The 22,871-nt window shown below is 69.2% G+C and carries 26 protein-coding genes; 6 read left to right on the top strand and 20 right to left on the bottom strand.

The window, feature by feature from the left end:
- Nucleotides 1–4: 4 nt before the first annotated feature.
- The 4 genes from FCN22_RS03730 to FCN22_RS03715 are packed head-to-tail and all read right to left on the bottom strand — an operon-like array spanning nt 5 to nt 3,527.
- Nucleotides 5–865 (bottom strand): 5-oxoprolinase subunit C family protein, encoded by an 861-nt coding sequence (locus tag FCN22_RS03730; protein WP_137120176.1) that lies wholly within the window; start codon nt 863–865, stop codon nt 5–7.
- The gene (gene pxpB, locus FCN22_RS03725; protein ID WP_137120175.1) at nt 862–1,479 is read right to left on the bottom strand and encodes a 5-oxoprolinase subunit PxpB; all 618 of its coding nucleotides are present in this window, start codon (nt 1,477–1,479) and stop codon (nt 862–864) included. Before pxpB ends, FCN22_RS03730 begins: the two co-directional genes overlap by 4 nt.
- Nucleotides 1,479–2,240, bottom strand: coding sequence for a LamB/YcsF family protein (locus tag FCN22_RS03720; protein WP_137120174.1), 762 nt, complete (start codon nt 2,238–2,240; stop codon nt 1,479–1,481). Before FCN22_RS03720 ends, pxpB begins: the two co-directional genes overlap by 1 nt.
- Nucleotides 2,241–2,270: 30 nt before the next feature.
- Nucleotides 2,271–3,527, bottom strand: a complete 1,257-nt coding sequence (locus FCN22_RS03715) for an NRAMP family divalent metal transporter (RefSeq protein ID WP_137120173.1) — start codon at nt 3,525–3,527, stop codon at nt 2,271–2,273.
- A gap of 96 nt (nt 3,528–3,623) precedes the next feature.
- On the opposite strand from FCN22_RS03715, the gene FCN22_RS03710 reads away from it, so the two are divergent.
- The 3 genes from FCN22_RS03710 to FCN22_RS03700 are packed head-to-tail and all read left to right on the top strand — an operon-like array spanning nt 3,624 to nt 6,201.
- Complete coding sequence (locus tag FCN22_RS03710) at nt 3,624–4,328, top strand: GntR family transcriptional regulator (RefSeq protein ID WP_137120172.1); 705 nt, start codon at nt 3,624–3,626, stop codon at nt 4,326–4,328.
- Entirely contained in the window at nt 4,325–5,371 is a 1,047-nt protein-coding gene (locus tag FCN22_RS03705; protein ID WP_137120171.1) for an LLM class flavin-dependent oxidoreductase, read from the top strand. The genes FCN22_RS03710 and FCN22_RS03705 overlap by 4 nt, the downstream gene beginning before the upstream one ends.
- Nucleotides 5,371–6,201 (top strand): putative hydro-lyase, encoded by an 831-nt coding sequence (locus tag FCN22_RS03700; RefSeq protein ID WP_137120170.1) that lies wholly within the window; start codon nt 5,371–5,373, stop codon nt 6,199–6,201. The genes FCN22_RS03705 and FCN22_RS03700 overlap by 1 nt, the downstream gene beginning before the upstream one ends.
- A gap of 39 nt (nt 6,202–6,240) precedes the next feature.
- Here FCN22_RS03700 and FCN22_RS03695 read toward each other — a convergent pair whose 3' ends face one another.
- The 10 genes from FCN22_RS03695 to FCN22_RS03650 all read right to left on the bottom strand — a co-directional run bounded on the left by FCN22_RS03695 (nt 6,241) and on the right by FCN22_RS03650 (nt 15,285).
- Nucleotides 6,241–7,002: a CoA-transferase subunit beta gene (locus FCN22_RS03695; protein ID WP_202911378.1), complete on the bottom strand. Its 762-nt coding sequence runs from the start codon at nt 7,000–7,002 to the stop codon at nt 6,241–6,243.
- The gene (locus FCN22_RS03690; protein WP_137120169.1) at nt 6,999–7,967 is read right to left on the bottom strand and encodes a CoA transferase subunit A; all 969 of its coding nucleotides are present in this window, start codon (nt 7,965–7,967) and stop codon (nt 6,999–7,001) included. Before FCN22_RS03690 ends, FCN22_RS03695 begins: the two co-directional genes overlap by 4 nt.
- The gene (locus tag FCN22_RS03685; RefSeq protein WP_137120168.1) at nt 7,964–8,914 is read right to left on the bottom strand and encodes an LLM class flavin-dependent oxidoreductase; all 951 of its coding nucleotides are present in this window, start codon (nt 8,912–8,914) and stop codon (nt 7,964–7,966) included. Before FCN22_RS03685 ends, FCN22_RS03690 begins: the two co-directional genes overlap by 4 nt.
- A 2-nt stretch (nt 8,915–8,916) precedes the next feature.
- The gene (locus tag FCN22_RS03680; protein WP_137120167.1) at nt 8,917–9,675 is read right to left on the bottom strand and encodes a LamB/YcsF family protein; all 759 of its coding nucleotides are present in this window, start codon (nt 9,673–9,675) and stop codon (nt 8,917–8,919) included.
- A 174-nt stretch (nt 9,676–9,849) separates the two neighbouring features.
- The gene (locus FCN22_RS03675; protein WP_137120166.1) at nt 9,850–10,179 is read right to left on the bottom strand and encodes a DHCW motif cupin fold protein; all 330 of its coding nucleotides are present in this window, start codon (nt 10,177–10,179) and stop codon (nt 9,850–9,852) included.
- Nucleotides 10,180–10,203: 24 nt separating this feature from the next.
- Complete coding sequence (gene nhaA, locus FCN22_RS03670) at nt 10,204–11,616, bottom strand: Na+/H+ antiporter NhaA (RefSeq protein ID WP_137120165.1); 1,413 nt, start codon at nt 11,614–11,616, stop codon at nt 10,204–10,206.
- A 201-nt stretch (nt 11,617–11,817) separates the two neighbouring features.
- Entirely contained in the window at nt 11,818–12,360 is a 543-nt protein-coding gene (locus FCN22_RS03665) for a YceI family protein (protein ID WP_137120164.1), read from the bottom strand.
- 140 nt (nt 12,361–12,500) lie between these two features.
- A complete protein-coding gene (locus FCN22_RS03660; RefSeq protein ID WP_238384493.1) occupies nt 12,501–13,646 on the bottom strand; it encodes an RNA polymerase sigma factor in 1,146 nt (381 codons plus the stop codon).
- Nucleotides 13,647–13,660: 14 nt separating this feature from the next.
- Nucleotides 13,661–13,999: a YciI family protein gene (locus FCN22_RS03655; RefSeq protein ID WP_137120162.1), complete on the bottom strand. Its 339-nt coding sequence runs from the start codon at nt 13,997–13,999 to the stop codon at nt 13,661–13,663.
- Nucleotides 14,000–14,136: 137 nt separating this feature from the next.
- Nucleotides 14,137–15,285, bottom strand: coding sequence for an FAD-dependent monooxygenase (locus tag FCN22_RS03650; RefSeq protein WP_137120161.1), 1,149 nt, complete (start codon nt 15,283–15,285; stop codon nt 14,137–14,139).
- 62 nt (nt 15,286–15,347) lie between these two features.
- On the opposite strand from FCN22_RS03650, the gene FCN22_RS03645 reads away from it, so the two are divergent.
- Together FCN22_RS03645 and FCN22_RS03640 are read left to right on the top strand one after the other, a co-directional pair.
- Nucleotides 15,348–15,908: a TetR/AcrR family transcriptional regulator gene (locus tag FCN22_RS03645; RefSeq protein WP_137120160.1), complete on the top strand. Its 561-nt coding sequence runs from the start codon at nt 15,348–15,350 to the stop codon at nt 15,906–15,908.
- A 150-nt stretch (nt 15,909–16,058) separates the two neighbouring features.
- Entirely contained in the window at nt 16,059–17,060 is a 1,002-nt protein-coding gene (locus FCN22_RS03640) for an SDR family NAD(P)-dependent oxidoreductase (protein ID WP_137120159.1), read from the top strand.
- An 85-nt stretch (nt 17,061–17,145) separates the two neighbouring features.
- Here the strand turns inward: FCN22_RS03640 and FCN22_RS03635 are convergent, their stop codons facing one another.
- A complete protein-coding gene (locus FCN22_RS03635; RefSeq protein WP_162308123.1) occupies nt 17,146–17,496 on the bottom strand; it encodes an STAS domain-containing protein in 351 nt (116 codons plus the stop codon).
- A gap of 169 nt (nt 17,497–17,665) precedes the next feature.
- Nucleotides 17,666–18,787, bottom strand: coding sequence for an MGDG synthase family glycosyltransferase (locus tag FCN22_RS03630; RefSeq protein ID WP_137120157.1), 1,122 nt, complete (start codon nt 18,785–18,787; stop codon nt 17,666–17,668).
- Between the two features lie 30 nt (nt 18,788–18,817).
- Here FCN22_RS03630 and FCN22_RS03625 point away from each other — a divergent pair, with 30 nt between their 5' ends.
- A complete protein-coding gene (locus FCN22_RS03625; protein WP_137120156.1) occupies nt 18,818–19,537 on the top strand; it encodes a polysaccharide deacetylase family protein in 720 nt (239 codons plus the stop codon).
- Nucleotides 19,538–19,574: 37 nt separating this feature from the next.
- Here FCN22_RS03625 and FCN22_RS03620 read toward each other — a convergent pair whose 3' ends face one another.
- From FCN22_RS03620 to FCN22_RS03605, 4 genes are all read right to left on the bottom strand, one after another.
- A complete protein-coding gene (locus FCN22_RS03620) occupies nt 19,575–20,180 on the bottom strand; it encodes a YoaK family protein (RefSeq protein WP_274381536.1) in 606 nt (201 codons plus the stop codon).
- 213 nt (nt 20,181–20,393) lie between these two features.
- Nucleotides 20,394–21,365, bottom strand: coding sequence for a TIGR03557 family F420-dependent LLM class oxidoreductase (locus tag FCN22_RS03615; RefSeq protein ID WP_137120154.1), 972 nt, complete (start codon nt 21,363–21,365; stop codon nt 20,394–20,396).
- Between the two features lie 72 nt (nt 21,366–21,437).
- Nucleotides 21,438–21,629 carry a mycothiol transferase gene (locus tag FCN22_RS03610; protein WP_137120153.1) on the bottom strand — a complete coding sequence of 64 codons (192 nt, stop codon included), beginning with the start codon at nt 21,627–21,629 and terminating at the stop codon, nt 21,438–21,440.
- 18 nt (nt 21,630–21,647) lie between these two features.
- The gene (locus tag FCN22_RS03605) at nt 21,648–22,859 is read right to left on the bottom strand and encodes an ISAs1 family transposase (RefSeq protein WP_137120152.1); all 1,212 of its coding nucleotides are present in this window, start codon (nt 22,857–22,859) and stop codon (nt 21,648–21,650) included.
- Nucleotides 22,860–22,871: the final 12 nt, after the last annotated feature.

Raw genomic sequence — 22,871 nt, 5'->3', positions numbered from 1 at the left:
ACGTCTATCGAGACGGGCGTGTGGTGAAGCGGAGCCCCTGACCGACCTGCAGCTGCCCACAGCGGTCCACGTCGTGGTCGGCGACATAGCCGATCACCGGATACCCCCCCGTGACCGGGTGGTCGGCCAGGAACAGCACCGGCGTGCCGGAGGGCGGGATCTGCAGCGCTCCGCGCATCATTCCCTCGCTGATGAGTTCACCGTTGTTGGTGCGTTCGAGCGGGATCCCGTCCAGGCGCAGACCGACTCGGTTGCTGTCCGGGGTCACCGTGTATCGCTGGTCGAGCAGGGAGAGCCATGCGTCGTCGCTGAACCAGTCGCGTCGAGGCCCGGGTAGGACCTGCACCCGAAGCTCATCGCCCGTCGGAGCTGGAACGGCCGCGACGTCCACCCCGGGCATGGCATCCGTTGATGTCCCGATGGGGAGCCGGTCTCCGACGCTCAGGGGGTCCGGCCCCAGGCGAGCCAGCACGTCGGTGGACCGCGAGCCCAGCACGGGGTGCACGTCGATGCCGCCGCGGACCGCGAGGTAGCTGCGCGCGCCCACAGACGGCACCCCGAACCGCCACTGCTCGCCCCGGCGAAGAAGCACGGGCGAGTTCAGGGGCACGCCCGGGCACGGCGCCCCGGTGACTGCGACCCAGAGGTCGCCCTCAGCGCGGACGACCAGGCCGCCGAGAGTGACCTCGAGGGCCGCGGCGCCGTTGGGGTTGCCGACCAGGCGGTTGGCCAACTGGTAGGAGGCTCGGTCACAGGCGCCGGAGCGGCCGATGCCCAGCGAGCCCTGCCCGGGTCGTCCTGAGTCCTGCACGGTGGTGAACGGGCCGGGCTCCACCACGGTCAGGGTTGCGAGGGTGTCGGTCATGACCGCCCTACGTCGACGAAGCGGACCGGCGTGCCAGGACTGAGCAGTGCCGGGGGCTCTCGATCGATGTCGAAGACGGCGACCTCGGTGTGCCCGATCAACTGCCACCCACCGGGAGAAGCCTGCGGGTAGATCCCGCTGAACTCCCCTGCCAGTCCGACTGATCCAGCGGGGACGGAGGTGCGGGGGCTCTCTCGGCGTGGGATCTGCCAGGCGCCGCTGGCGGAGGTGATGTAGGCGAATCCGGGGGCGAATCCGCAGAAGGCGACAGTCCACTCGTCGGCAGTGTGTCGGCGGATGACTTCTGCCGCGTCACATCCGAGGATCTTTGCCACGCCGTCGAGGTCCTGCCCGTCGTAGACCACCGGGATCTCCACCAGCTCTCCCGATTTCCGTGCCGCATGGCGTGGCTCGGCGGCACGCACTTCCCGCTCCACCGTGGACAGTTCAGTCACGTCCGGGTCGATGGACAGCAGGATGGTGCGCCCGGCAGGGACGACGTCGATCACGCCCTCGAGTTGGAGGTCGATCAGCGCGGTGTAGAGCGCGAGCACCTCGTCCAGGTGCTCCAGCTCGACCAGCAGTGCTGTACTCCCGCTCGGCAGGACACGCATCAGGGGGCGAAAGCGGAGAGCGACACGCCCGCCTCGCTCAAAGCATCCCGGACTTGCTGCGCAATGGTCACGGCGCCCGGGGTGTCGCCGTGGACACAGATCGAGCCGGGAGTGATGGTGAGGTCGCCGCCCTCCACATCCTTGATCGTGCCGCCGGTGGCCATCGCCACGCACCGCTGGGCGATGGCTGCGCCGTCATGCAGCACAGCTCCCTCCAGACGGCGCGACACCAAGGTGGCCTCCGGGGTGTAGGCACGGTCGGCGAAGGCCTCCTCGACCACCGTCAGGCCGGCCTCGCGGGCCTGACGCACCCACGCGGAGCCGGGCAGCCCCAGCACTGGAAGTGTGCGGTCGTAGTCGAGCATGGCCTGCACCACTGCGGCGGCCTGCTCCTCATGGTGGACGATCGCGTTGTAGAGCGCGCCGTGCGGCTTGACGTAGCGCACCCGCGAGCCGGCCACCCGGGCAAATGCCTCGAGCGCGCCGATTTGATAGATCACGTCCTGGGTCAGCGCCTCCGGCTCGATGTCGATGAACCGGCGGCCGAAGCCGGGCAGGTCGCGGTAACCCACCTGGGCACCGATCGCGACGTCCTCCATGACCGCGCGCTCGCAGACCCGCCGCATGATGGAGGCGTCGCTCGCGTGGAAGCCACACGCGACGTTGGCGCTGGTGATGACCTTCAGCAGCGCGTCATCGTCACCGAGCGTCCAGTGGCCGAATCCCTCACCCAGATCCGAGTTCAGGTCGACGCTGGTCATAGTGTGCCTCCGCTTCCGTTGGGTGCCTGATCAGTGGAACAGGTCGATCACGGGACCGATCGACTTGATCGCGAGGTAGATGGTCAGCAGCCAGGCGAGCACCCCTATGACCACCAGCCAGCGAGGGTAGTCATAGCCGCCCAGCAGGTCGGTGCGTCGCCAGGCGACCCACATCACGATGCCGATGCCAACCGGCAGCAACAACCCGTTGAAGGCGCCGGCGAAGATGAGCAGCGTCACGGGGGCTGCCCCGATGGCCAGGAATATCCCCGTGGTGATGACGATGAAGCCCACCACCAGCAGGGAGCGGGTGCGCTCGGAGGTGCGGGTGCTGGAGGTGATGAAGGAGATGCTCGTGTAGGAAGCGCCGATCACGCTGGTGATGGAGGCAGCCCACAGCACCACACCGAAGATGTGCAGACCGACCGTCCCGGCCGCGTGCTGGAACGCGGAGGCGGCCTGGCTTGCCGGGTCGAGCTTCGCACCCGACGCAACGACACCCAGGATCGCCAGGAAGAGGATGATCCGCATGACCCCGGTCACCAGCACCCCGATGATGGAGGTGCGGGTGATGTCTGCGACGTTCTGCGGCCCCGTGATCTTGGAGTCCAGCAACCGGTGGGCGCCGGCGTACACGATGTAGCCACCGATGGTGCCGCCGATCAGCGTCGTCGTCGCCAGGAAGTCGACCTTCTCGGGCAGCACGACATTGCGCAGCGCTTGCCCCACCGGAGGGCCCGAGGTCACGGCGACGTAAGCGGTCAGACCGATCATCAACCCACCGAGCAGGATCACCAACCGGTCCATCGCCAGTCCGGCCCGCTTGTACACGAAGATCCCGATCGCGAACAGCGCGGAGAGCGCGCCACCCCACTTGGGGGTCAGGCCGAACATCGCGTCGGTGCCCAGGCCGGCACCACTCACGTTGCCGACGTTGAAGACGAATCCACCGATGAGCACGAGCGCGGCCATCACCCAGCCGAGTCCCGGGAGCACCAGGTTGCCCAGCTCCTGGGCCCGCTTTCCCGCGACCCCGATCACCCGCCATACGTTCAGCTGTAGGGCGATGTCGACCAGGATCGAAATGATGATGGCGAAGGCGAACGCGGCGCCCAGTTGGACCGTGAACGACGTGGTCTGCGTGATGAACCCGGGTCCGATGGCCGAGGTCGCCATCAGGAAGACCGCGCCGATCAGCGTCGTACGCGAGCCTGTCTTGCGGACGGCCCCAGCTGTGGCGGAGCTGTCTCCGGAAGGGGTTTGATCGGACTTCTCGACCGATGGCATGGACACACCATAGGGAGTGTTGAACAATGCGACAAGGGTGTGTTTCTATCTGTGGACACCCGCCTTGCCCCACGAGCCCGAAGACGAAGGTGGAGGATGACCGCACGACGAGGCACGGTCGCCGAACGCGCCGCCGAGATCTTGCGCCGACGTATCGTCGAGGGCAGCCTGCTGCCCGGCGAGCAACTCCGCGAGGAGCACCTGGTCGGGCCGCTCGGCATCTCGCGGAACACCTTGCGTGAGGCGTTTCGGCTGCTCGCGCACGACGGTCTGCTGGTGCATCGGCTCAACTACGGCGTCTTCGTGCGTGAGCTCGGTGAGGCCGACCTCGTCGACGTCTACCACATGCGTCGACTCGTGGAGTGCGGCACGCTGCGATTACTGCCAGCCCTCGATCCCGACGAGCTCGCATCGGTCCGGGAGTCGGTGTATGACGGTGACGTGGCACAGCGGCGTGAGGACTGGCGGGCGCTCGGCACCGCCAACATGCGGTTTCACCAGGAGTTGGTCGGGCTCGGAGGCAGTCCGCACGCCGACGAGGTCGTCCGGCGACTGCTCGCCGAGCTACGGTTGGCGTTTCACGTCGTGGGTGACGCCCGCAAGTGGCACGAGCCCTACTTGGCCCGTAACCACGAGCTGCTGAGCCTGCTGGAGGCCGGGCAAGTCGAGCAGGCGGCCGATGAGCTTCAGCGCTACCTGCGCGACTCGGAGGACCAGCTGCTGTCCGCCTACCGCGCCGACAGCGCTCACGAACGCGGTCACGCGATCGTGGCTGCTCCTCAGGGAATCCCCTCCCGATGAAGCCGATCGAGGTGAGCATCCGGGTGCCACTCGGGCGTCCGTTGCCCGAGCTCGCCGCGTTCGCGGCGCGTTGTGAGCGGGCCGGACTCGACGGCGTGGGTGTGCCCGACCACCACCACACCGGGCGGGACGCCTACCTGGCCCTCAGTGCAATGGCGTACGCCACTGACCGGATCGCCTTGTTCCCCGCCACGTCCAACGTCGTCACCCGGCACCCACTCGTGCTCGCGTCGCTGGTCAACTCGCTCGACGAGCTGGCCCCGGGACGTGCCTTCGTCACTGTGGCACCCGGCTTCCTGTCCGTAGAGAAGGCGGGGCAGCCGCGAGCCGCGCGCGCGCGGCTCGGCCAGATCGTGACGACGCTGCGCGGACTGCTCGGCCCCGGACGGGCCGACTGGGACGGTCACCCGCTCGAGCTGTCCAACCGACCGGCTGCCGGCTCCAGGGTCATCGTGCTGGCCTCCGGTCCCAAACTGCTGGAGCTGGCCGGCGAGGTGGCCGACGGCGTGATGATGCTCGTGGGCCTCGACCCGGGCAGCGTCGAGGCCGCCCGACAGTGTGTCCGACGCGGCGCGGAGCGGGCCGGCCGCGACCCTGCCTCGCTGGAGGAGATCCTCATCGTGCCCATCGGGCTCGGCGATGAGGACGAGGTGCGCCGCTGGCCACGGGCATGGTTCCGCAAGGACAAGCCTTGGCTGACCTATCCGAGCGCGTCGAATCTGCGCTGGCTGCGTGAGGCCGGGATCGACTTGGCCGAGGACTTCGACCCCGGTTCCCTGGACGACGAGCTGGTCGACCGGATCCTCGACGCCTTTGGTCTCTTCGGGTCCCCGGAACACTGCGCCGAGCGGCTGCTGCGGGCCCGGGACGAGGTCGGCCTGCAGCGGGTCTTCCTGTTTCCCACGCATACCTGGGAAGACCACTATCACCTGCCCGAGGACGAGGTCGAAGCGTTCGGCCGGGTCATCGGGCCGATGCTCGCTGCGGGCGGCACGGCGCCCGCCGACCGCGGTGCGAGCACGACATCTAAGGAGACTGCGTGATGACCACGACCGAACAAGCGAACATCCCCGCGACCCGGGTCGAGCGGGACGAGGCGAGACGCTCCTCGCCGCGCGAGGCCCGCCGGCGTTTCCGCGACGGCTTGGTCACGCCGACCAGCGGCTGGGCAACTGGCTTCACCCAGGCGAATCTCGTGATCCTGCCGAAGGACTGGGCGTTCGACATGCTGCTCTTCGGGCAACGCAACCCCAAGCCAGTGCCGCTGCTCGACGTCACCGAGCCGGGCGTGACCAGCACGGTGCTGGCGCCCGACGCGGACCTGCGCACCGACCTGCCCCGTTACCGCGTCTGGCGCGACGGCGAGTTGGCCGACGAGCCGTCGGACGTCGCAGACCTCTGGCGGGACGACCTCGTCAGCTTCCTCATCGGTTGCAGCTTCAGTTTCGAGAACGCGCTGATCGGGGCAGGGGTGCCGGTGCGCAACATCGACCAGGGCACCAACGTGTCCATGTATCGCACCAGTACGCAGTGCCGGTCAGCGGGACGCCTGTCCGGGCCACTGGTGGTCTCGATGCGTCCCATCCCCGCTGGCCTGGTGACCAAGGCCGTCCAGGTGACCGGCCGCATGCCCGAGGTGCACGGTGCGCCCGTGCACGTGGGCGCGCCCGAGGCGTTGGGCATCACGGATCTCGCGCAACCGGACTTCGGTCAGCCCGTCCGGTTCGAGGAGGGGGACGTACCGGTTTTCTGGGCGTGCGGTGTGACGCCTCAGGCGGCGTTGATGGCTTCCAAGCCGCCGTTCGCCATCACGCACGCCCCGGGCCACATGTTCGTCACCGATGTCCCCGACTCGGTGTATCAGCAGAACTGATGCCTGACCTGGGGCGGCCCAGCGGGGCTGCCCCGGGTCTCAGACGCGCCCGGTGAGTTGGCGCAGGATGGCCAGCTCCTCGGCGTTGACCGGGTCGAGGGCGTCGAGCTCCTCAGCGACGAGCAACTGGAACCCGGTGGCGTTCTGGACGTCTTCGACCGACACCCCGGGTTGCAGCCCGCGCAGGCGCATCCGGCGACTCTCCGGCTCGAAGTCCATCAGCGCGAGGTCGGTGACGACGAAGGACGGGCCGCCGTGGAGGAGCCCCGCCTCCGCTCGTGAGTTGCCACCCTCGAGGTAGCCGGGGCTTGTGATGTAGTCGACCCGCTCGACGAACCGCCGCGGCTCGTGGCTGGTCACGATCAACGTCTGGTTGCACATCGATGCGATGTCGTTGGCCCCGCCCGGCCCGGGCAGCCGGACCGATGGCTGGTCGTGTGCCCCGATCAGGCTGGTGTTGACGTTGCCGTATCGGTCGATCTGGCCGACGCCGATGAAGCCGTAGTCGAAGAAGCCCCGCTGGGCCATCAGGAAGATGTCCGTTGCGCTCGTCAGCATCTCAGCTCCCACCGCGGCCCGCATCTCGTTGGTGGACGCCGGGAACTCGCCGGGTAGCAGCTGCACGCCGATCATGCCCCCCTCGAGGATCACCGTCAGACCCGGCGCTTGGCGGCGACGGGCCAGGCCCGCAGCAAGCAGCGGCTGCCCGATGCCGGCGAACATCACCTTGTCGTCCTCGAGCAGTCGACTCGCGCTGATCGTCATGACCTCGTCGGGTCGGGCGCCCGTCGTGGTAATCACTGCGGCATCAGTCCTTCCACACGGCTCAGCGTCGCGAGACGATCCGCACCGACCGCCTCGAGGTAGGAGTCGAAGTCGCCGTGGGCGAGCACCTCGCGCACGTAGGCTCGGGCTCCTTCGGCACCCTCCTGCTTCACGCGCTCCATGTAGGACGAGAACGCGTCCTTGTCGGTGTCGTAGCGCCCGTAGCACTCGTGTGGGTAGGCGCCGAAGCGCTGCTCGACCACGGCGTCCACGGCGAACCCGGGGATCACCGTGCGGGCAGGATCACGACGCAGCTCGTCGGTGGACACGATCTCCTCGGCCGAGACGATCACACGCCGTGCGGCAGGCGCCACGTCCGCGTCCATCAGCTGGTAGCCGTCGATCACCGAGTTGCCGAACGGGTCAGCCTGCTGGACGTGGATCAGCGCCACGTCAGGGTTGAGGCTGGGCACGGCGTGCACCACCTGCCCGGTATACGGACAGGTGGTCGTCTTGAGCTCGAGCCGGTCGGCCAGGTCGGAGCCGAGCATGCTCAGGGTTGGCAGGAAGGGCATCCCCATGGCCCCAGCCTTGTAGCGCAGCCCGAGCCCGAGATGGCTCCACTCCTCATATGTGGCGCGGCCTTGCTCGACGAATTCCCGCAGCACACGGGCGAGGCCCCACCCGTGGCCGATCCCCACCCAGCTGGTGATCACGCGGTCGGCCGCGCCCGAGGCGAGGAACAGTTCGCACTCGAAGCAGGTCAACGGGCGGGAAAGCGCGAGGCCGGTGCGGCCCTGGCGCAGCACCTCCCACAGCAGAGCCATGGGGGTGCGGGCGTGGTTGGTCCCGCCGACTGCCACCACGTCGCCGTCATGCACGTGCGCGGCGACGGCTTCCCTTGCGGTTGTCAACTTCTCACGAACGCGGCTTGGGCCCGACTCCAGCTCGCGGCGGGCGCGCAGGGTGTCGGCCGGGGCGGTGATCCCGGAGGTTGTCATGACCGCGGCCTCCTTTCCAGCAGCGGACTCACCTCGGCGGCGAACCGCTCGACCTGCTCGCTCTCGTAGCCGTAGGGCACCAGGCAGATCTCCTGGACGCCGGCGTCCAGGTGGGCGGCCAACTGCTCGGCGCACTGCTCGGGCGTGCCGCGGATGGCGCTGTCCGGTGTCGCGTTGCTCCACTCCGGGGTGTCGAAGTAGGACGCCAGCCAGGGTCCGATCTGCCTCGTTGCCGCCTCGTGGGAATCGCCGATGCACAACGGAAGTTGCGACACGTTGCGCAACTCCCCCGGGTCCCGCCCGGCCTCCTCGGCGAAGCGGCACACCTTGGCCCATGACTCCGCGAACGCGTCGGCCGTGTAGAAGTAGGTCAGCCATCCATCGCCCAGCGTCGCGGCACGGCGCAGCACCCGGTCGACGTAGCCGCCGATGAGGATGCCCGGACGCTCCGTCTTGGGAAGCATGCGCACTCGCCGGAACGACAGGTCATCCCAGACCCCGCTCACCTCGTCCTGGGTCCACAGTTGCTTGCAGATCTCCAGGTTGCGCTCGAACCGGGAACCCCTGCCTCTGTATGGCGTGCCGGTCGCCTCGAACTCTCGCTCGTACCAGCCGGCCGCCACTCCGAGGCAGAGCCGGCCGCCGGACACCTGCTGGATCGTGGCGGCGGTCTTGGCGAGCAGGGCCGGGTCACGGATCGGCAGGACCAGGACACCGGTGCCGAGGGTGACGCGCTCGGTGTGGGCCGCGAGGACCGCGAGCGTGGTCAATGCCTCGAGCTGCGGGAAGGGCTGCCGGCTGCCCAGGAACAGGTGGTCCCAAGCCCACAGCGAGCGGAAGCCCAGCTCCTCCGCCCGCGTGGCATAGCGCACCAGGTCACCGACGCGGGGGCTCGTGTGGCTCGAGGTGAAGTTCTCGATGGCCAGCCCGAAGGGGATGTCGGCCATGATCAGCTGAGGGGGACGAGATCGATTCCCGCGGCTTCCAATGCCGCCCGGGTGGCGCGTGCGATCTCGACCGCCCCCTCGGTGTCGCAGTGCACGAGCAGTGCCTCCGCGTCGACGTGGATCGAGGTGCCGTCGACCGCAGTGATGTTGCCGTTCGTGGCCAGCTCGACGGCCCGCTCGGCCGCCTCCCTCGGATCGCGCAGCATGGCATTGCTCTCGGTGCGCGGGACCAGGAGCCCTTCGGGCGTGTAGGCCCGGTCGACGAACGCCTCGGCCACGGTGCGCAGTCCGGCCTCCTCGCCCAACCGCCAGGTCTCGGTACCGACCTGGCAGAGCAGCGGGAGGTTGCGGTCGAATGCCACGGTGGCGTCGACGATGGCCTGTGCGTGCTCGGTGTTGGTGGCGGCCACGTTGTAGAGCGCGCCATGCGCTCGGACGTAGTCGACCTGCCCGCCGGCCAGCTTGGCGAAGGCTTGGAGGGCACCGAGCTGGTAGAGCAGGTCGTCCGTCAGCTCGCGTTGCGGCACGGCGATGTAACGGCGGCCAAAACCGTGGATGTCGCGGTAGCTGACCTGCGCGCCGATCGAGACGCCGTTCTTGACCGACGTCTCGCAGGTGCGGCGCATGATGCTCGGGTCGCCCCCGTGGAACCCGCACGCGATGTTGGCGCTGGTGACGATCCCGAGCAGCGCCTCGTCGTCCCCCAGCTCCCAGCGTCCCAGGCCCTCACCGATGTCTGTCGTCAGCGCGATCCTTGACATGACCCACCTCTCGTCGTCGTAGCGAGGGCGCGGATGACCGCGACGGCGTGGTCAACCAGAACGCACGCTGCCTCGGTGAGGCGCACCTCCAACACGCCGCCAGCCTAGAGCGTCAACCGGGTGGTCGTTGCTCGAGCCCGGGCAGGTGAAGTCGCTTCCCACACCGCGGGCCCGTCAGTCCACCACGAACAACCTGGCTCCGCGGGGGGCGGTCGAGCGGTGGGCCGATAGGTCGTCCCCGACCTGGTAACTGCTTCCAGCCGGGATGGTGTAGACCGTCCCGTCACTCAGCTCTGTGACGAGCTCACCCTCCAGGACCAGCAGTATGTGGCCTCTGGTGCACCAGTGGTCGGCGCGGTAGCCGGGTGAGTACTCCACCATCCGGACGCGAAGGTGGCCGAACTGGCAGGAGCGCCAGCGTGCCACGCCGTTCGCACCGGGATGCTCCACCACCGGAACAGCCGCCCAGGTCGTGACGTCGAACGGAGTGTCTTCCAAGCGCATCGTTGGACCCTACCCGGGCAAGGCTCAACGATCGAGAGAGGCGGCAGCCGCCGGTTCTCGGCCGCACAGATACCGGAGCACCAAGTAGCCGATGACGCCAGCCACGAGACTGCCAGACATGATCCCGAGCCGAGCATCGTTACCCAGTTCTGCCTCAGCGAAGGCGAGGCGTGCGACGAACAACGCCACCGTGAATCCCACGCCCGCGCAGATCGATACCCCGAGCAGGTGCCGATTGGTCATACTGCCGGGCATACGCACCCAGCCCAGCTTGACCAAGACCCACGACGTGCCGAAGACCCCGATGGTCTTGCCCAGCACGAGACCAACTCCGACACCGAGGACCACCGGGTTGGTCAGCCAGCGGCCGGGAGATGTGTGTGGAACTTGTACGCCGGCATTGGCCAGAGCGAAGACGGGGACCACCACGAAGGCCGACCAACTGCCCAGACGCCAGGCGACGCGGTCCAACGGAGCTTGAGTCTCACGCGAGAGGCGCACCATCTCGCGAAGGCTGTTGGCGTTCTCGTCAACGTCGGCCTCTGTGAGGCCGTCCTTGGTGCGGTCGCCGACTCGAGCGGCCAGACCGCGAGCGACGTCACCGAATTGGTCACTCGGCAGGAAGGAGCCAGCTGGTGTGAGGAAACCGAAGGCCACCCCCGCCATGGTCGCGTTGACGCCCGACTGGCGCAGCATGTACCAGCAGACGACACCCAACGCGACAAACACCGACATGGATCTGACGTTCACGCGCTGGAGAAGCCAGGCCGCGATGCCCATGGCGATGGCGCCCAACAGCCAGTAGGCGGAAAGGCCGCCGGAGTAGAACAGAGCGATCACCAGGATGGCGCCGAGATCGTCGGCGATCGCGAGGGTGAGCAGGAACAGTCGGGCGCTGGCCGGCACTCTCCCGCCGACCAGGGCGACCACCGCCACCGCAAAGGCGATGTCAGTGGCCATGGGGATGCCCCAGCCGTGTGACGCTGGGCCCTCCGCGTTCCAGGCGGCATAGATCAAGGCCGGCACGACCATCCCCCCGGCTGCGGCCACGATCGGCAGCGCCGCAGTCTTCCGGTCACGCAGTTCGCCGCTTACCCACTCCCGCTTGATCTCGAGGGCAACAACCAGAAAGAAGATCGTCATCAAGCCATCGGTCACTCCCCCACGCAGGTCCATGCGCAGGACGCTGACGTCGGCGACGGACACGTCGATCCGGGTGTTCCAGAACCGCAGGTACGAATCGCCCCAGGGGGAATTGGCCCAGGCCAGCGCCATGACTGCAGCCACGAACATGAGGACGGCTGCGCTCACCTCGAGGTCCATCAGCCGCTGCGCTGGGCGAACCACTCTGCGGGGAATGAATCGGTCACTCTCCCGCCAGCTACGGAGCACCGGTTCACGCAGCTCCAGCTCATCGTCGGTGTCGTGTTCGTCCACAGCCGCATCCTCCCGCCGGGTCCTCGCCGGACGAGCAGCGGGGCGAAGAACGCGTCGAGAGGTGGCCGCGTCAGACCTACCGGCACCGGAGAACCAGTCCACGGAGGGCAATACTGAGCTCGGTTCCAGCGCGCGACGTGGTCATGCCGCCAGGGCGGCCGAGCTCAGCGCGGTCCCTCGAACGGGCCTTGGACCCCGGGTTCACTGCTGCAGGACGGCTTCGATCTCCAGACTGATCGCCACCGTGTCTCCGACCGCGACGCCACCGCCGTCCAGCGGGAGGGCCGCGCCGATGCCGAACTCTCGCCGGCTGATCTTCGCTGTGGCCGAGAATCCGGCCCGCCGACCCCCGAAGGGGTCTGCGGCGAACCCGTTCACCTGACTGGTCAACGACACCGACCGGGTGATGCCGTGCAACGTCAACTCGCCGTCGACGACCCATCCGTCGCCGTCGCGACGTATACCGGTGGAGCGGTAGCTCATCACCGAGTGGTGCTGGACGTCGAGGTAGTCGGCGGATCGGAGATGCTCGTCGCGCGGCTGGTTGCCGGTGTCGATCGACGCGAGCTCGATGGTCGTGGTGATCGACGACTCCGACATATCTTCGCCGGTGTTGATCGTGACGTCGTATCGGGTGAACCGGCCGCGCACGTTGCTCAGCATGAGATGGCGCACGGAGAAGGCGATCTCGGAGTGCACCGGGTCCGCCTTCCACGTGCCGACTCGATAGTCGGGGTGCGTCACGGTCGAGATGGTGGGTCCCACTGTCTCCTCCAATGGTGTGGTGGTGCCGCGTGCTCTACGCCGCAGGCGGTATGCCGTGTCGTCGTGGACGACACCGTCATACTGACGACGAAGGGACACCACCTGGTGGGACAGCCCGGTCAGGTCTGGTTGAGCCGCCTGGTCAGGAACCTGCGCTCGGGGACGCTGCTCGCAAGGTCGAGGGCCCGTCGATAGGCCTCGCGGGCCTCCTCGTCGCGGCCGACCCTGCGCAACAGCTCGCCGCGCGTCGAGTGGTAGTAGAGGTAGTCGTCGAGGTCGAGCGCTTCCACCTCGCGCAGCGCCACCTCGGGGTAGCCGTCCTGGGCCAACGCCACGGCTCCGTTGAGCCGCACCACCGGTGAGTCAGTCAGGTCGGCCAGCCGGCGGTACAGCTGGACCACCTGCGGCCAGTCGACCCGTTCGACCGCGAGCAGCGAGGCGATGGCGGCTTGGACGACATACGGACCCCGCCCGCCGAGCGCGAGCGCACGGTCGAGCGCTGCTCGTCCCGCGGCGATCTGGTCCCGGTCCCACAGGGAGCGGTCCTGGTCTTCCAGCAGGACCAGGTCCTGACCGGCGAACCGGGCCCGCCGTCGTGCATGGTGGATCATCATCAGCGCCATCAGCCCGTGGGTCTCCGGCTGGTCCGGCATCAACCCGGCAAGGACGCCCCCGAGGTGTATTGCCTCCGCAGCGAGGTCCACCCGGCCCGCGTAGCCTTCGTTGTAGATCAGGTAGACGACTGCCAGGACGGCGTCGAGGCGATCCGGGAGCAGGTGCGCGTCCGGGACCGCGAACGGGATGCCCGTGGCCTTGATCTTGGCCTTGGCGCGCGACAGGCGACGCTTCATGGCTTCCTCGGACACCAGGAAAGCCCGTGCGATCTCGGCCGTCTCCAATCCGCCCAGTGCCCGCAGCGTGAGCGCCACCTGCCCTTCCAAGGGCAAAGCAGGGTGACAGCAGGTGAAGACCAGCTCGAGCCGTTCGTCCTTGATCGGGGTGTCGTCGAACTCGTCCATGGTCGTCTCCGCCGCCTGAAGCAAGGGGAACTTCTGCGCCAACGTGCGCTCGCGACGGATCCGGTCGATCGCCCGGTTGCGGGCCGTCGTCGTCAGCCACGCCCCGGGGTTGGTCGGCGCGCCGGAGACCGGCCAGCGTTGCGCCGCGATGGTGAACGCCTCCTGGGTTGCGTCCTCCGCCCGGTCGAAGTCGGCGAGATACCCCACCAGTGAGGCCAGTACACGGCCCCACTCGTCGCGGAACACCTGCTCCAGAGTGGTCAGCGCGCCACCACCGGGCGGACCTCGACCACCCCGCCGAAACGGACGATGGGGACGGCGGCTGCCAGCTCGAGGGCCTCGTCCAGGTCGGCCGCCTCGACCAGTACCAGGCCGCCCAGCACCTCTTTGGTGTTGGCGAACGGGCCATCGGTGACCAGGGTGCGGCCTGCATGCGCGCGCACACTCGTGGCCGATTCCACCGGAGCAAGCTGGGCGCCGACCACGAGCCGGGGGTCGTGGAGCAGCTCCGAGAAGTCGGCCCGGGCCACATCGCGTTCCGCCTCCGACAACGCCTCTCCCGCGCCAGGCTCGGAGTAGAACATCAAGGCGTACTGCATGGGAACCTCCTGAGGGAGTGGACTCTCACCAGGACGACGAACAAGCCGTCGTGTGGGGGACACCAGCCCGGAACGCAGTTTCAGAACGTCCCGAAGCTACTCCGCTCCGTCCACGGTGCCGAGCCCCATTCCGCGGCTCACACGCCGCCGTTCCGCCACCGTCCGGTGCCGGACGGCGGTTGCCAGGACAACACCGGCTTCAGGGAACGGAACACGGCGCGATCCGGCGTGCACCGCATGACGGCATCGCGCACGGCCACGACAGGGGCCGACTGGAGCTGGGCGATGACACCGATGAGGCGGGAGCGCCGGGCCACTGACTGGGTTCTGCTCCGGCGCTGCTGGTCGTAGGCGGCCAGCGCGGCCGGGATGCTGGGTGCCGCATTGAGCACGGCCGCCAAGGTGACCGCATCCTCGATCCCTTGCCCCGCGCCCTGCCCCAGGTTCGGTGCCATGCCGTGTGCGGCATCGCCGATGAGACCGACGCGGCCGGAGACGTACGTCGACAGCGGGGGCAGTTCGTACAGATCGTGGTGGAGCACAGCCTCGGGCGGCACGGCCCGGAGCAGCTGTGGGACGGGTGCGTGCCAACCGCTGAAGCGCTCAGCCACCTGCGGCAAAGCCTGCGGACCCTCTCCGGCAGGCGTGTTGACGACGGCGAAGCAGTAGACCCGACCGTCCGGCAGCGGTGCCCACCCGAACCGCAGGCCACGCCCCCACATCTCTCCCTCCTCGTCGATGTCTGACGGGTCGGTGAGCATCCGGTAGGTGCTGTAGCCGAGGTAGCGTGGGCGTCGCGCCTGCCGCCACAACCCCGTCCGCACGGTGCTGTTGATGCCGTCCGCCCCGACAACCAGGTCGGCCCCGGTCGTGCCCGCCGAGTGCGCGACGGACCCGTCCGACTGCACCGCCTTCACGACAACGCCGCGTCGCAGCGTGACCGGCGCCGGCAGCGCGCCCACCAGGACATCGAGCAGCTCGGCGCGGTGAATCATCAACAGCGGTCCGAAGAGTCGCTCCATCTCGGCAAGGTCGGTCGTCGACAACGCCCGCCCGCTGACGTCCCGGATGACCGGCCTCCGCGCCATCCGTGCCCGTGCCCGCACCTGTTCGGCGACTCCGAGCTCATCGAGAGCGCGCAACGCGTTCGGCCACACCGACAGGCCCGCTCCGACCTCGCCGAACTGCCGGGCCTGCTCCATCACCGTCACCTGCGCCCCCACTCGTGCGAGTCCGATGGCCGCCGCAAGGCCAGCAATGCCGCCGCCCACGATCAGGACCCTCATGCACCCTCCTCTACACTCGTAGAGTGTGACATTACATCCGTAGAGGGAAGGCGGCAACGCTGATGTCTCGCCGGACCACGATCACGGACGCGGCGATCGCGACCTTGGCCAGCGACGGTATGCGCGGTCTGACCCATCGCGCCGTCGACCACGCGGCGGGACTGCCCGAGGGCTCCACGTCCTACTACTTCCGCAGCCGGCTCGCCCTGCTCGAAGCCACCGTCCAACGACTGGTGGAGCTGGACGAGACCGAGGTACCGATCCTGCCCACCCCCGACCTCGACAGCTTCGCGGCGGCGATCGCGCAGTTGCTGCACACGTGGGTGACCCGCGACCGGCAACGCCAGCTCGCCCGCTACGAACTCACCCTGGAGGCGACGCGTCGACCGGAGCTTCGGCAGGTCCTCGTGCGTAGCGGCGAGAAGGTCCGTGCCGCCCTTGCCTCATTGCTCGCCGCGGTCGGGGTCCCTTCTCCCGACGCCAAGGCGCACCACCTGGCTGCGCTCCTGGACGGCCTCGTCTTCGACCAGGTGGCCGGTGCCGGCGACCGGACGCTCTCACTCCCCCAGCTCACGATGGTCATCCGCGCCGTGACAGCCGCCATGGTCGAGGTGCCTGCGTGAGCTCGTGCGCCGGGCGGCACTGAACCGGCGTGGCGAGCCGAGCGGTTGCCCCGTGCCGATTGGAGCAAGAGGTAGCCGGCTTCGCTCCCGGCCCGACCGGACACGCTTGACGGCAGGGGTGTCGCACGAAGGAATGGGTAGGGGGTGCGCATGTCTCCCACCTCAGCGCTGGAGCGCCCGCGCACCGCTCTCGTCGCTGGTGGCTCGCGTGGCCTCGGGTTGCTGGTCGCCCGCGAGCTCGCCGGCCGCGGGTTGCGGACCACGATCTGTGCCCGTGATCCGGAGGAGGTCGAGCGCGCGGTTCGGCAGCTGCGCCAGGATCATGGCCTCGAGCTGCAGGGCCTCGTGTGCGACGTCGCCGACGGTGCAGCCGTGCGCCAGATGGTCCGGGAGGTGGAGCGCGAGCACGGGGGTATCGACGTCGCGATCCATGTCGCCGGGGTGATCCAGGCGGGACCGTTGACAGCGGTGACCGAGGACCTCTTCCGAGAGGCGATCGACATCATGGTCTGGGGCCCGATTCACCTCGCCCTCGCGGTGCTGCCCGGCATGCGCGACCGAGGGTTCGGCCGCCTCGGCACGGTGACCTCGATCGGCGGCGTCGTGAGCCCGCCGCACCTGCTGCCCTATGCCACGGCAAAGTTCGGTGCAGTCGGTTTCAGCCAGGGCCTGCACGCCGACCTGGCGGGCACCGACGTGACGGCGACGACCATCGTGCCGGGTCTCATGCGCACGGGCTCGGACCGGCACGCCCTGTTCACGGGAGACCCGGCAAAGGAGTATGCGTGGTTCTCCGTCGCCGCGTCCCTGCCGCTGTTGTCCATGGACGCCGAGAGGGCCGCTCGCCTCATGGTGGACGCCGTCCTCGGCGGCAGGCCCATGGTCATCCTCACTCCCCTGGCCAAGGTCGCGACGAGGTTCGCGGCCCTCGCACCCAGCACGACCACGCGTCTGCTCAGGCTGGCGTCCCGGGCCCTGCCGACCGGATCCGGTCCCGGCGCGGTCGTCGAGGGAAGCACGGCGCGCCGACGCCTCGGCTCCGTCGTGGTGGACCGACTCACGACGTTGGGAACCCGCGCGGCACAGCGTTTCAACGAAGTGAACACCCGGGAAGGGGACGGCCGCGTCGAAAAGAGAGGTCGACGCGACTAGAGCCCTGGGCCCAGCCCCACAGCCCGTAGACGGGCTAGTGCCGGTCGAAATTCCTTTCACACCAGCGCTGCTCGGCGACACACTCTCAGCCCTCGACGGCCGAGCCGTGGCCTCCAGGGAAGGAGGGGGTGTCCGCGGCGAGCGCCAACCGTTCTTCGGCAATCATCGGCCAGAGGTACTCCGGGACGCCCACCAGGCGCAGGTGTCCACCCAGGGTGACCGCCTGTGCGCGCGCCGCCTGCAGGATGCCCAGTCCCGCGGAGTCGACCAACTCGGCCTGGGACAGGTCGACGACGAGACGAGGAAACTCCAGGTGCATGGCTTGCAGCAGTTGCTTCAGGCAGGCGTTGGCGCTGGACGCGTCGAGGATCCCGGCGACGGACACCTGGGTCTCGCGGCCGTCCACGTCCACGTTGATGGTCAGTTCGCAGTTCACGTGCGGCCTCCAGGGGCGAGGCGGACGCTGGCCAGCTGCTCGACAAACCACTTCAGCCTACGCCAATTCGCGACCACTGCATCCTGACGCCGGCGCGGTGGCCGTTGGCGTTGTGTCCTCTTCCGGTGGAGGGCGATTCGGTACTGAACTCGCCGGACATCCGATGCGGTCAACTTGCCACCCCGTGGGTCCCGGGCCTGGCGAGCAGTCGAGCCGAGATCGCAGCGTCGGCCTCGACGCGCCCGGCGCCGAACAACGCGCCCTCGGCGGACCGGAGCCTCTCGCGCGTCGAGCTCGATCCGGCGGTCACGTCGTCGAGCGCCGCGACGAGCTCTTCGTCATCGGTGGCGAGCAGGGTCAGGCCGGCGCGGGCGAGGCAGCGGGCGCCGGCTCGACCATGGCCCGGGATGGGTTTGAACGTCACCACCGGAAGCCCAGCGGCGAACGCCTCCCAACAGGTCAGGCCGCCGCCGGAGTTCTCCACCAGGGCCGAGGCGGTCGCCATGATGTGCTCGGGTGACTCGACCCAGCCGAGCGCGATGCAGTCTTGCCGGGCCCGCAACCGTGTCTCCAGGTCGCGGTTGTGCCCGCAGAGCACCACGGGCAGATACCGACCGGTCGAGTAGAGCGCAGCGGCGACCCGCGCCGGGCGGCCGATCCCCCACGACCCCGTCGAGACCATCACGACCTTCCGGTCCTCGCCGTCGGGAAGCCAGTCGGTGAAGCCGAGCCCGACGCTCGGGGAACGAAACTGCGGGCGGACGACGGGCCGGATGGACATCGACGGCACGCCGAGGTCGTGGGACAGCTCGCCCGCCTGTCCGGGGTAGGCGCACAGGTAGAGGTCCGTGGAACGATCCCGCCAGAGGTGGTGGGCGGCGGGGTCGGTCACCAGGACCATGCTCGGCGCGCTCAGGCGTCCCTGGCGACGCAGCCGCCCCGCGACCAGCCCGGCGAGGTGGAACGTGCTCACCACGGCGTCCGGCGACGTGGCGTCCACCAACCGTCGCAGACTCGGCGCCACGAGCGAAACCACAGGTGACACCTCCGCGCCGCGGTGCCGCCGGACGACGAAGAAGATGCGGAAGATGAGCTCGTAGAGCCACGGAGCACCGTGCAACATCGCGGCGTACCCTCCACGGAGCAGGCGACCGAGCCCGAACGGATACTGTCCGAGCAGGTCGACGATCATGACGTCACAGCCTCGCTGGCGTAGGCGTCTGCCCAGTTCCCGTGCCACACCGTCGTGCCCGGAACCCATGCTGGCGGTGAGGACGAGGACGCGAGCCATATGATGCTTGTTCCCAAAGACGGAGGGAACATGCAGGACCGTTGCGCGTCCGCATCCCGCTGGGCAGCCGTCGGTCTCGGCGCGGCCGCGGCGGGCCAGGTCCTTCCGGCCGCCACCTGGATTCCGTCGGTCCGCCGCTTCCTTCCCGGCCTGCAAGGAAGCGGCCGCCCAGGCCATGTCGCTTTGACGCTCGACGACGGTCCGCACCCGGACACGACCCGGCCCCTGCTGGACGTGCTGTCGCGTTGCGGGGTGCGCGCGACCTTCTTCCTGCTCGGCGAACGCGCAACGCGGGCACCGGACCTCGTCCGGGAGATCGCAGCGCGGGGCCACGAGCTCGGGGTCCACGGGTGGTCCCACGAATACACTCTCGGGCACGGTCCCCGCCCGCTGCTGCGCCAGTTGCGGCGCACGACCGCGTTGATCGAGGACCTGGGGGGTCAGCGCCCCACGTGGTACAGGCCGCCCTACGGGGTGTTGTCAGGGTCCGCGCTGTGGGCCTGTCACCGAGCCGGCCTGCGGCCCGTGTTGTGGTCCGCCTGGGGCCGCGACTGGGAGCCGCAGCCAGGGCGACAGATCGCCGCGCGCGTGCTCGAGCAGCTCCGGCCGGGCGGGACGGTCCTGCTCCACGAGGCCCCCGTCGGTGGCTCCCCCGGCGTCGACGGCTCGATCCGGGTGGCGGTCGGCCTGGTGGTGCAGGCCTGCCGACGGGACGGTTTGGTCGTCGGCCGCCTCTGTGACCACTTCTGAGGGAGCGTATCCGCCGACCACGAAGCAGGCGCCGGTCTCACCCCTTTCCCCCGGAGGCCGTCACCGACCGTCGCGGGAACAGACTCGCCAGGAGACCGATGCCCAGCAGCCCGGGGGGAACCCAGGCGGCCACCACGCCGAACCGGAGGAAGAGGTAGCCGGTGAGCAGCGCCGCGCCGAAGTACGTCAGCACGACCATCACCTGACGCCACCGATCACCTTGTGCGGTCCCCTCCGCACCACTGGTGGCCGGACGGATCGTTCGAGCCAGCCACCCACTGACCGCAGTCCAGGTGCCGGTGATGTAGGTCGTGCTGACGCCGACGCCGAGACGCGAGACCACCGCGCTCTGCATCCCCATCGCCGTGCCGAACAACGCGATCAGGACCAACCGGGCGCTCGTGCCCGGTGCTCCGACCGACCACCAGAAGACGGCGCCGAGCAGCATTCCCAGCTCCGCCGCCAGGGGCACCAGGCGTGAGAGCCGGAATGGTTCGTCGGACCTCGGAAAGAGGGCAGCCACCGCCGCACCGACCACGAAACCACCCAGGGCAACCGCCGACCGCCAGGCCGCTGCACCCTGACCGCCTGCGATGCCCGTGGCCAGGAGCACGGTGTTGCCGGTCATGTTGGCCGGAAACACTTTCCCAGACCGAGATAGCACACGGAGTCGGTGGCCGCCGCCGCCCCGGTGAGCAGCAGCAACGGAGGAATGCCACGACGCAGGTGGGCCGGACGTCCGCCGTCGTCGCAGGGCCCTGGTTGCTGTCCCATTCCGTCGCGCGGCCTCCTCCCGCGCTGGTCGCTTCGTCCGGCGCGAGTCTCGTGTGGATCGGTGCTCGCCAAGCCGATCGGCCTAGGAGGGAGACGGCACCAGCGCCCGCAACGGTTCGGCAAGCTCGTGTGCGAAGAAGTCCATGAAACCCTCGGGGTCAGGACCGGCGTTCTGGGCCACGAGGTGGTCGAACCCGGCATCGACGAACGGTTGCGCCACCTGCAGGTGACGCTCCACCTCCGGTCCGCACGCAAACTGAGCCCGTATGTCGTCGACCGTCACCATGGTGGTGGCCGCCTCGAAGTTCGACGGGTTGGGCAGCTCCGCCATCACCGGCCAACCGGTCAGGGCCCAGCGACTCGTCTCGTGGACGGCGCGGGCCGCTGTGTCCTCGTCGGCCGCCCACGCCAGTGGCACCTCGGCATACCGCGGTCCCTGGCCGCCGTCACGGCGCCAGGTCTCCACCAGCTGCGCATCGGGGCTCGTGGCGAACAGGCCGTCGCCCAGCTCGGCCGCCAACCGGGCTGCTTCCGGCCCGCCTGCCGCCACGGCGATGGGGGGCAGCTCGTCCGGCAGGTCGAACACCCGGGCATCTTCCAGCCTCAGGTGCGTGCCGTCATACGACTGGTATCCGCCCGACCACAACAACCGGATGATCTCGAGCGCCTCGCGCAGCATCGCGTGCCGGTCTCGAACCGCCGGGAACCCGCGCCCCACGACGTGCTCGTTGAGCCGCTCACCTGCTCCTACCCCCAGTGTGAAGCGCCCGTCGGACAGGAGCTGCACCGTGGCCGCGGCCTGCGCGATGATCGCGGGGTGGTATCGCACCGTCGGGCACGTGACCCCGGTCGCGAGCCCGATCCGGTTGGTCCTGGCCGCGATCGCGGACAGGACGCTCCAGGCGAACGGCGAGTGTCCCTGCACGTCGAGCCACGGGTGGAAGTGGTCGCTGATCTCGACGAAGTCGAACCCGGCCTGTTCTGCGGCCACTGCCTGGCGGACCAGGTCGCCGGGTCCGAACGCCTCGGCGGCGAGTTTGTAGCCGATCTGCACGGTCCACCTCCTGCTCAGCGCCCGGACGTTGCCCTACCCGGCCCGCGAGTCGCCAAACACCACTGCGACAGCTCAGTCCTCGCCCACGCTTCCGTCGATGAGCTCTCGGGCGATGTCGAGGTGGCCGGCATGGCGGGCGTACTCCTGGAGCACGTGGAAGAGGATCCACTCCAGCGTCGGTGCGTCGGCGGCGGTCGGGAACCGGCCGCCGACCTGTGCCCGGGTCGCGAGCTCGTTGCCCTCGACGATCTCGCGTGTGGCCATGCCGCCCCCAGGGCTCGTTCAAAGTTGATACCGCTGTGACGGATGGGGCGCCGTTCGGTGGTCGATGAGCGCCAGGAGCTGCTCGATTCTGCGGCCCAGGGTGCGGGTTGCCGCGGCGATGTTCGCCGCGCCGTGCCGGGTCCGGAGGAGCCCGATCGCGATGTTGCGCAGGGTCGCCATGGCGCGCGGACCGGTGCCGGTGCGGACCTGGGAGGCGTCCTCGCCGAAGGACATGTCGCGCACCCAGTGCACCCTGTTCTCGATGGACCAGTGGCCACGGATGATGTCGGCCAACTGTGCCGCGCTGACCTGCTCCCAGGTGAGGTTGGTGACCGCGTACACCGTCTCCTGACCGGTCGCGCCGGTGCTCACCTGGGTACGGGTCCGGATGATCCGGACGGCCAGCTTCGCGTGCGGGAACCCGATGCCCGAGCCGACGCCGAGGACCTGCAGGGTGCGCGACTCACGGCGTCCGTGCCCCTTGTCCTCGGTGTGGTCGGCCACCGGCACCTGGTCCCAGGCCAGCTTGTGCAGTTGGGCGTGCAGCCGGGGCTGGTTGCCCTTGACGATGAACACGTACTTGCCGCCGTGCCGGTGCAGGTAGCGGGCATGGCAGCGCTGGGTGTGCAGCGCGTCCGCCGTGACGATCACATCCCGCAGGTCGATCCGGTCCAGTACCGCTGCGAACGCGGCGATCTCGTGGTCCTTGTCGCCGGCGTTGACCTGCCCCAAGGGCTGGCCCGTGGCGTGGTCGACCAGGGAGAACAGGTGCACCCGGGAACCGCCGGCGCCGCGCGCACCACGGCACGTCTTGCCATCGACCGCGACCACCCGGAAGGCGTCCGGCACGCGCGGTGGCGGCGTGCTCAGCGCGGCGAGCCAGGCGTGCAGGACCGCGTCCAGCACGTCGGGGTCCACCGCCAGCAGCACCCGCCGGACCGTGGACACACTGGGCGGGTAGCGCCCGATCCCCAACCTGGGCCAGCACCACCGAGGCAGATCGGACGCCCAGCCGGCGATCCCGGCCAGACTGCGCGCCCCGGCCATCACCGCAGCCAACGACACGACCAGCACCGTGGCCAACTCGTGCCGGCGCCCCTGCCGGTGCCGCGGATCGGTCAGCGTCGTCAGCACCTGCCACACCTGCACCGGCGCCGCCTGGCCGGCACGCACGTCATGGTCCAGCAGTGCATCAGCGACAGGGATGAGGGACGATACCGGTGCGGGCACGGCGGGTCTCCG

This window comes from Segeticoccus rhizosphaerae (assembly GCF_005222685.1).
GTDB classification, from domain to species: domain Bacteria; phylum Actinomycetota; class Actinomycetes; order Actinomycetales; family Dermatophilaceae; genus Segeticoccus; species Segeticoccus rhizosphaerae.
Note: the sequence above shows the minus strand (reverse complement) of the source record. Positions and strands in the feature narration are given on the sequence as shown.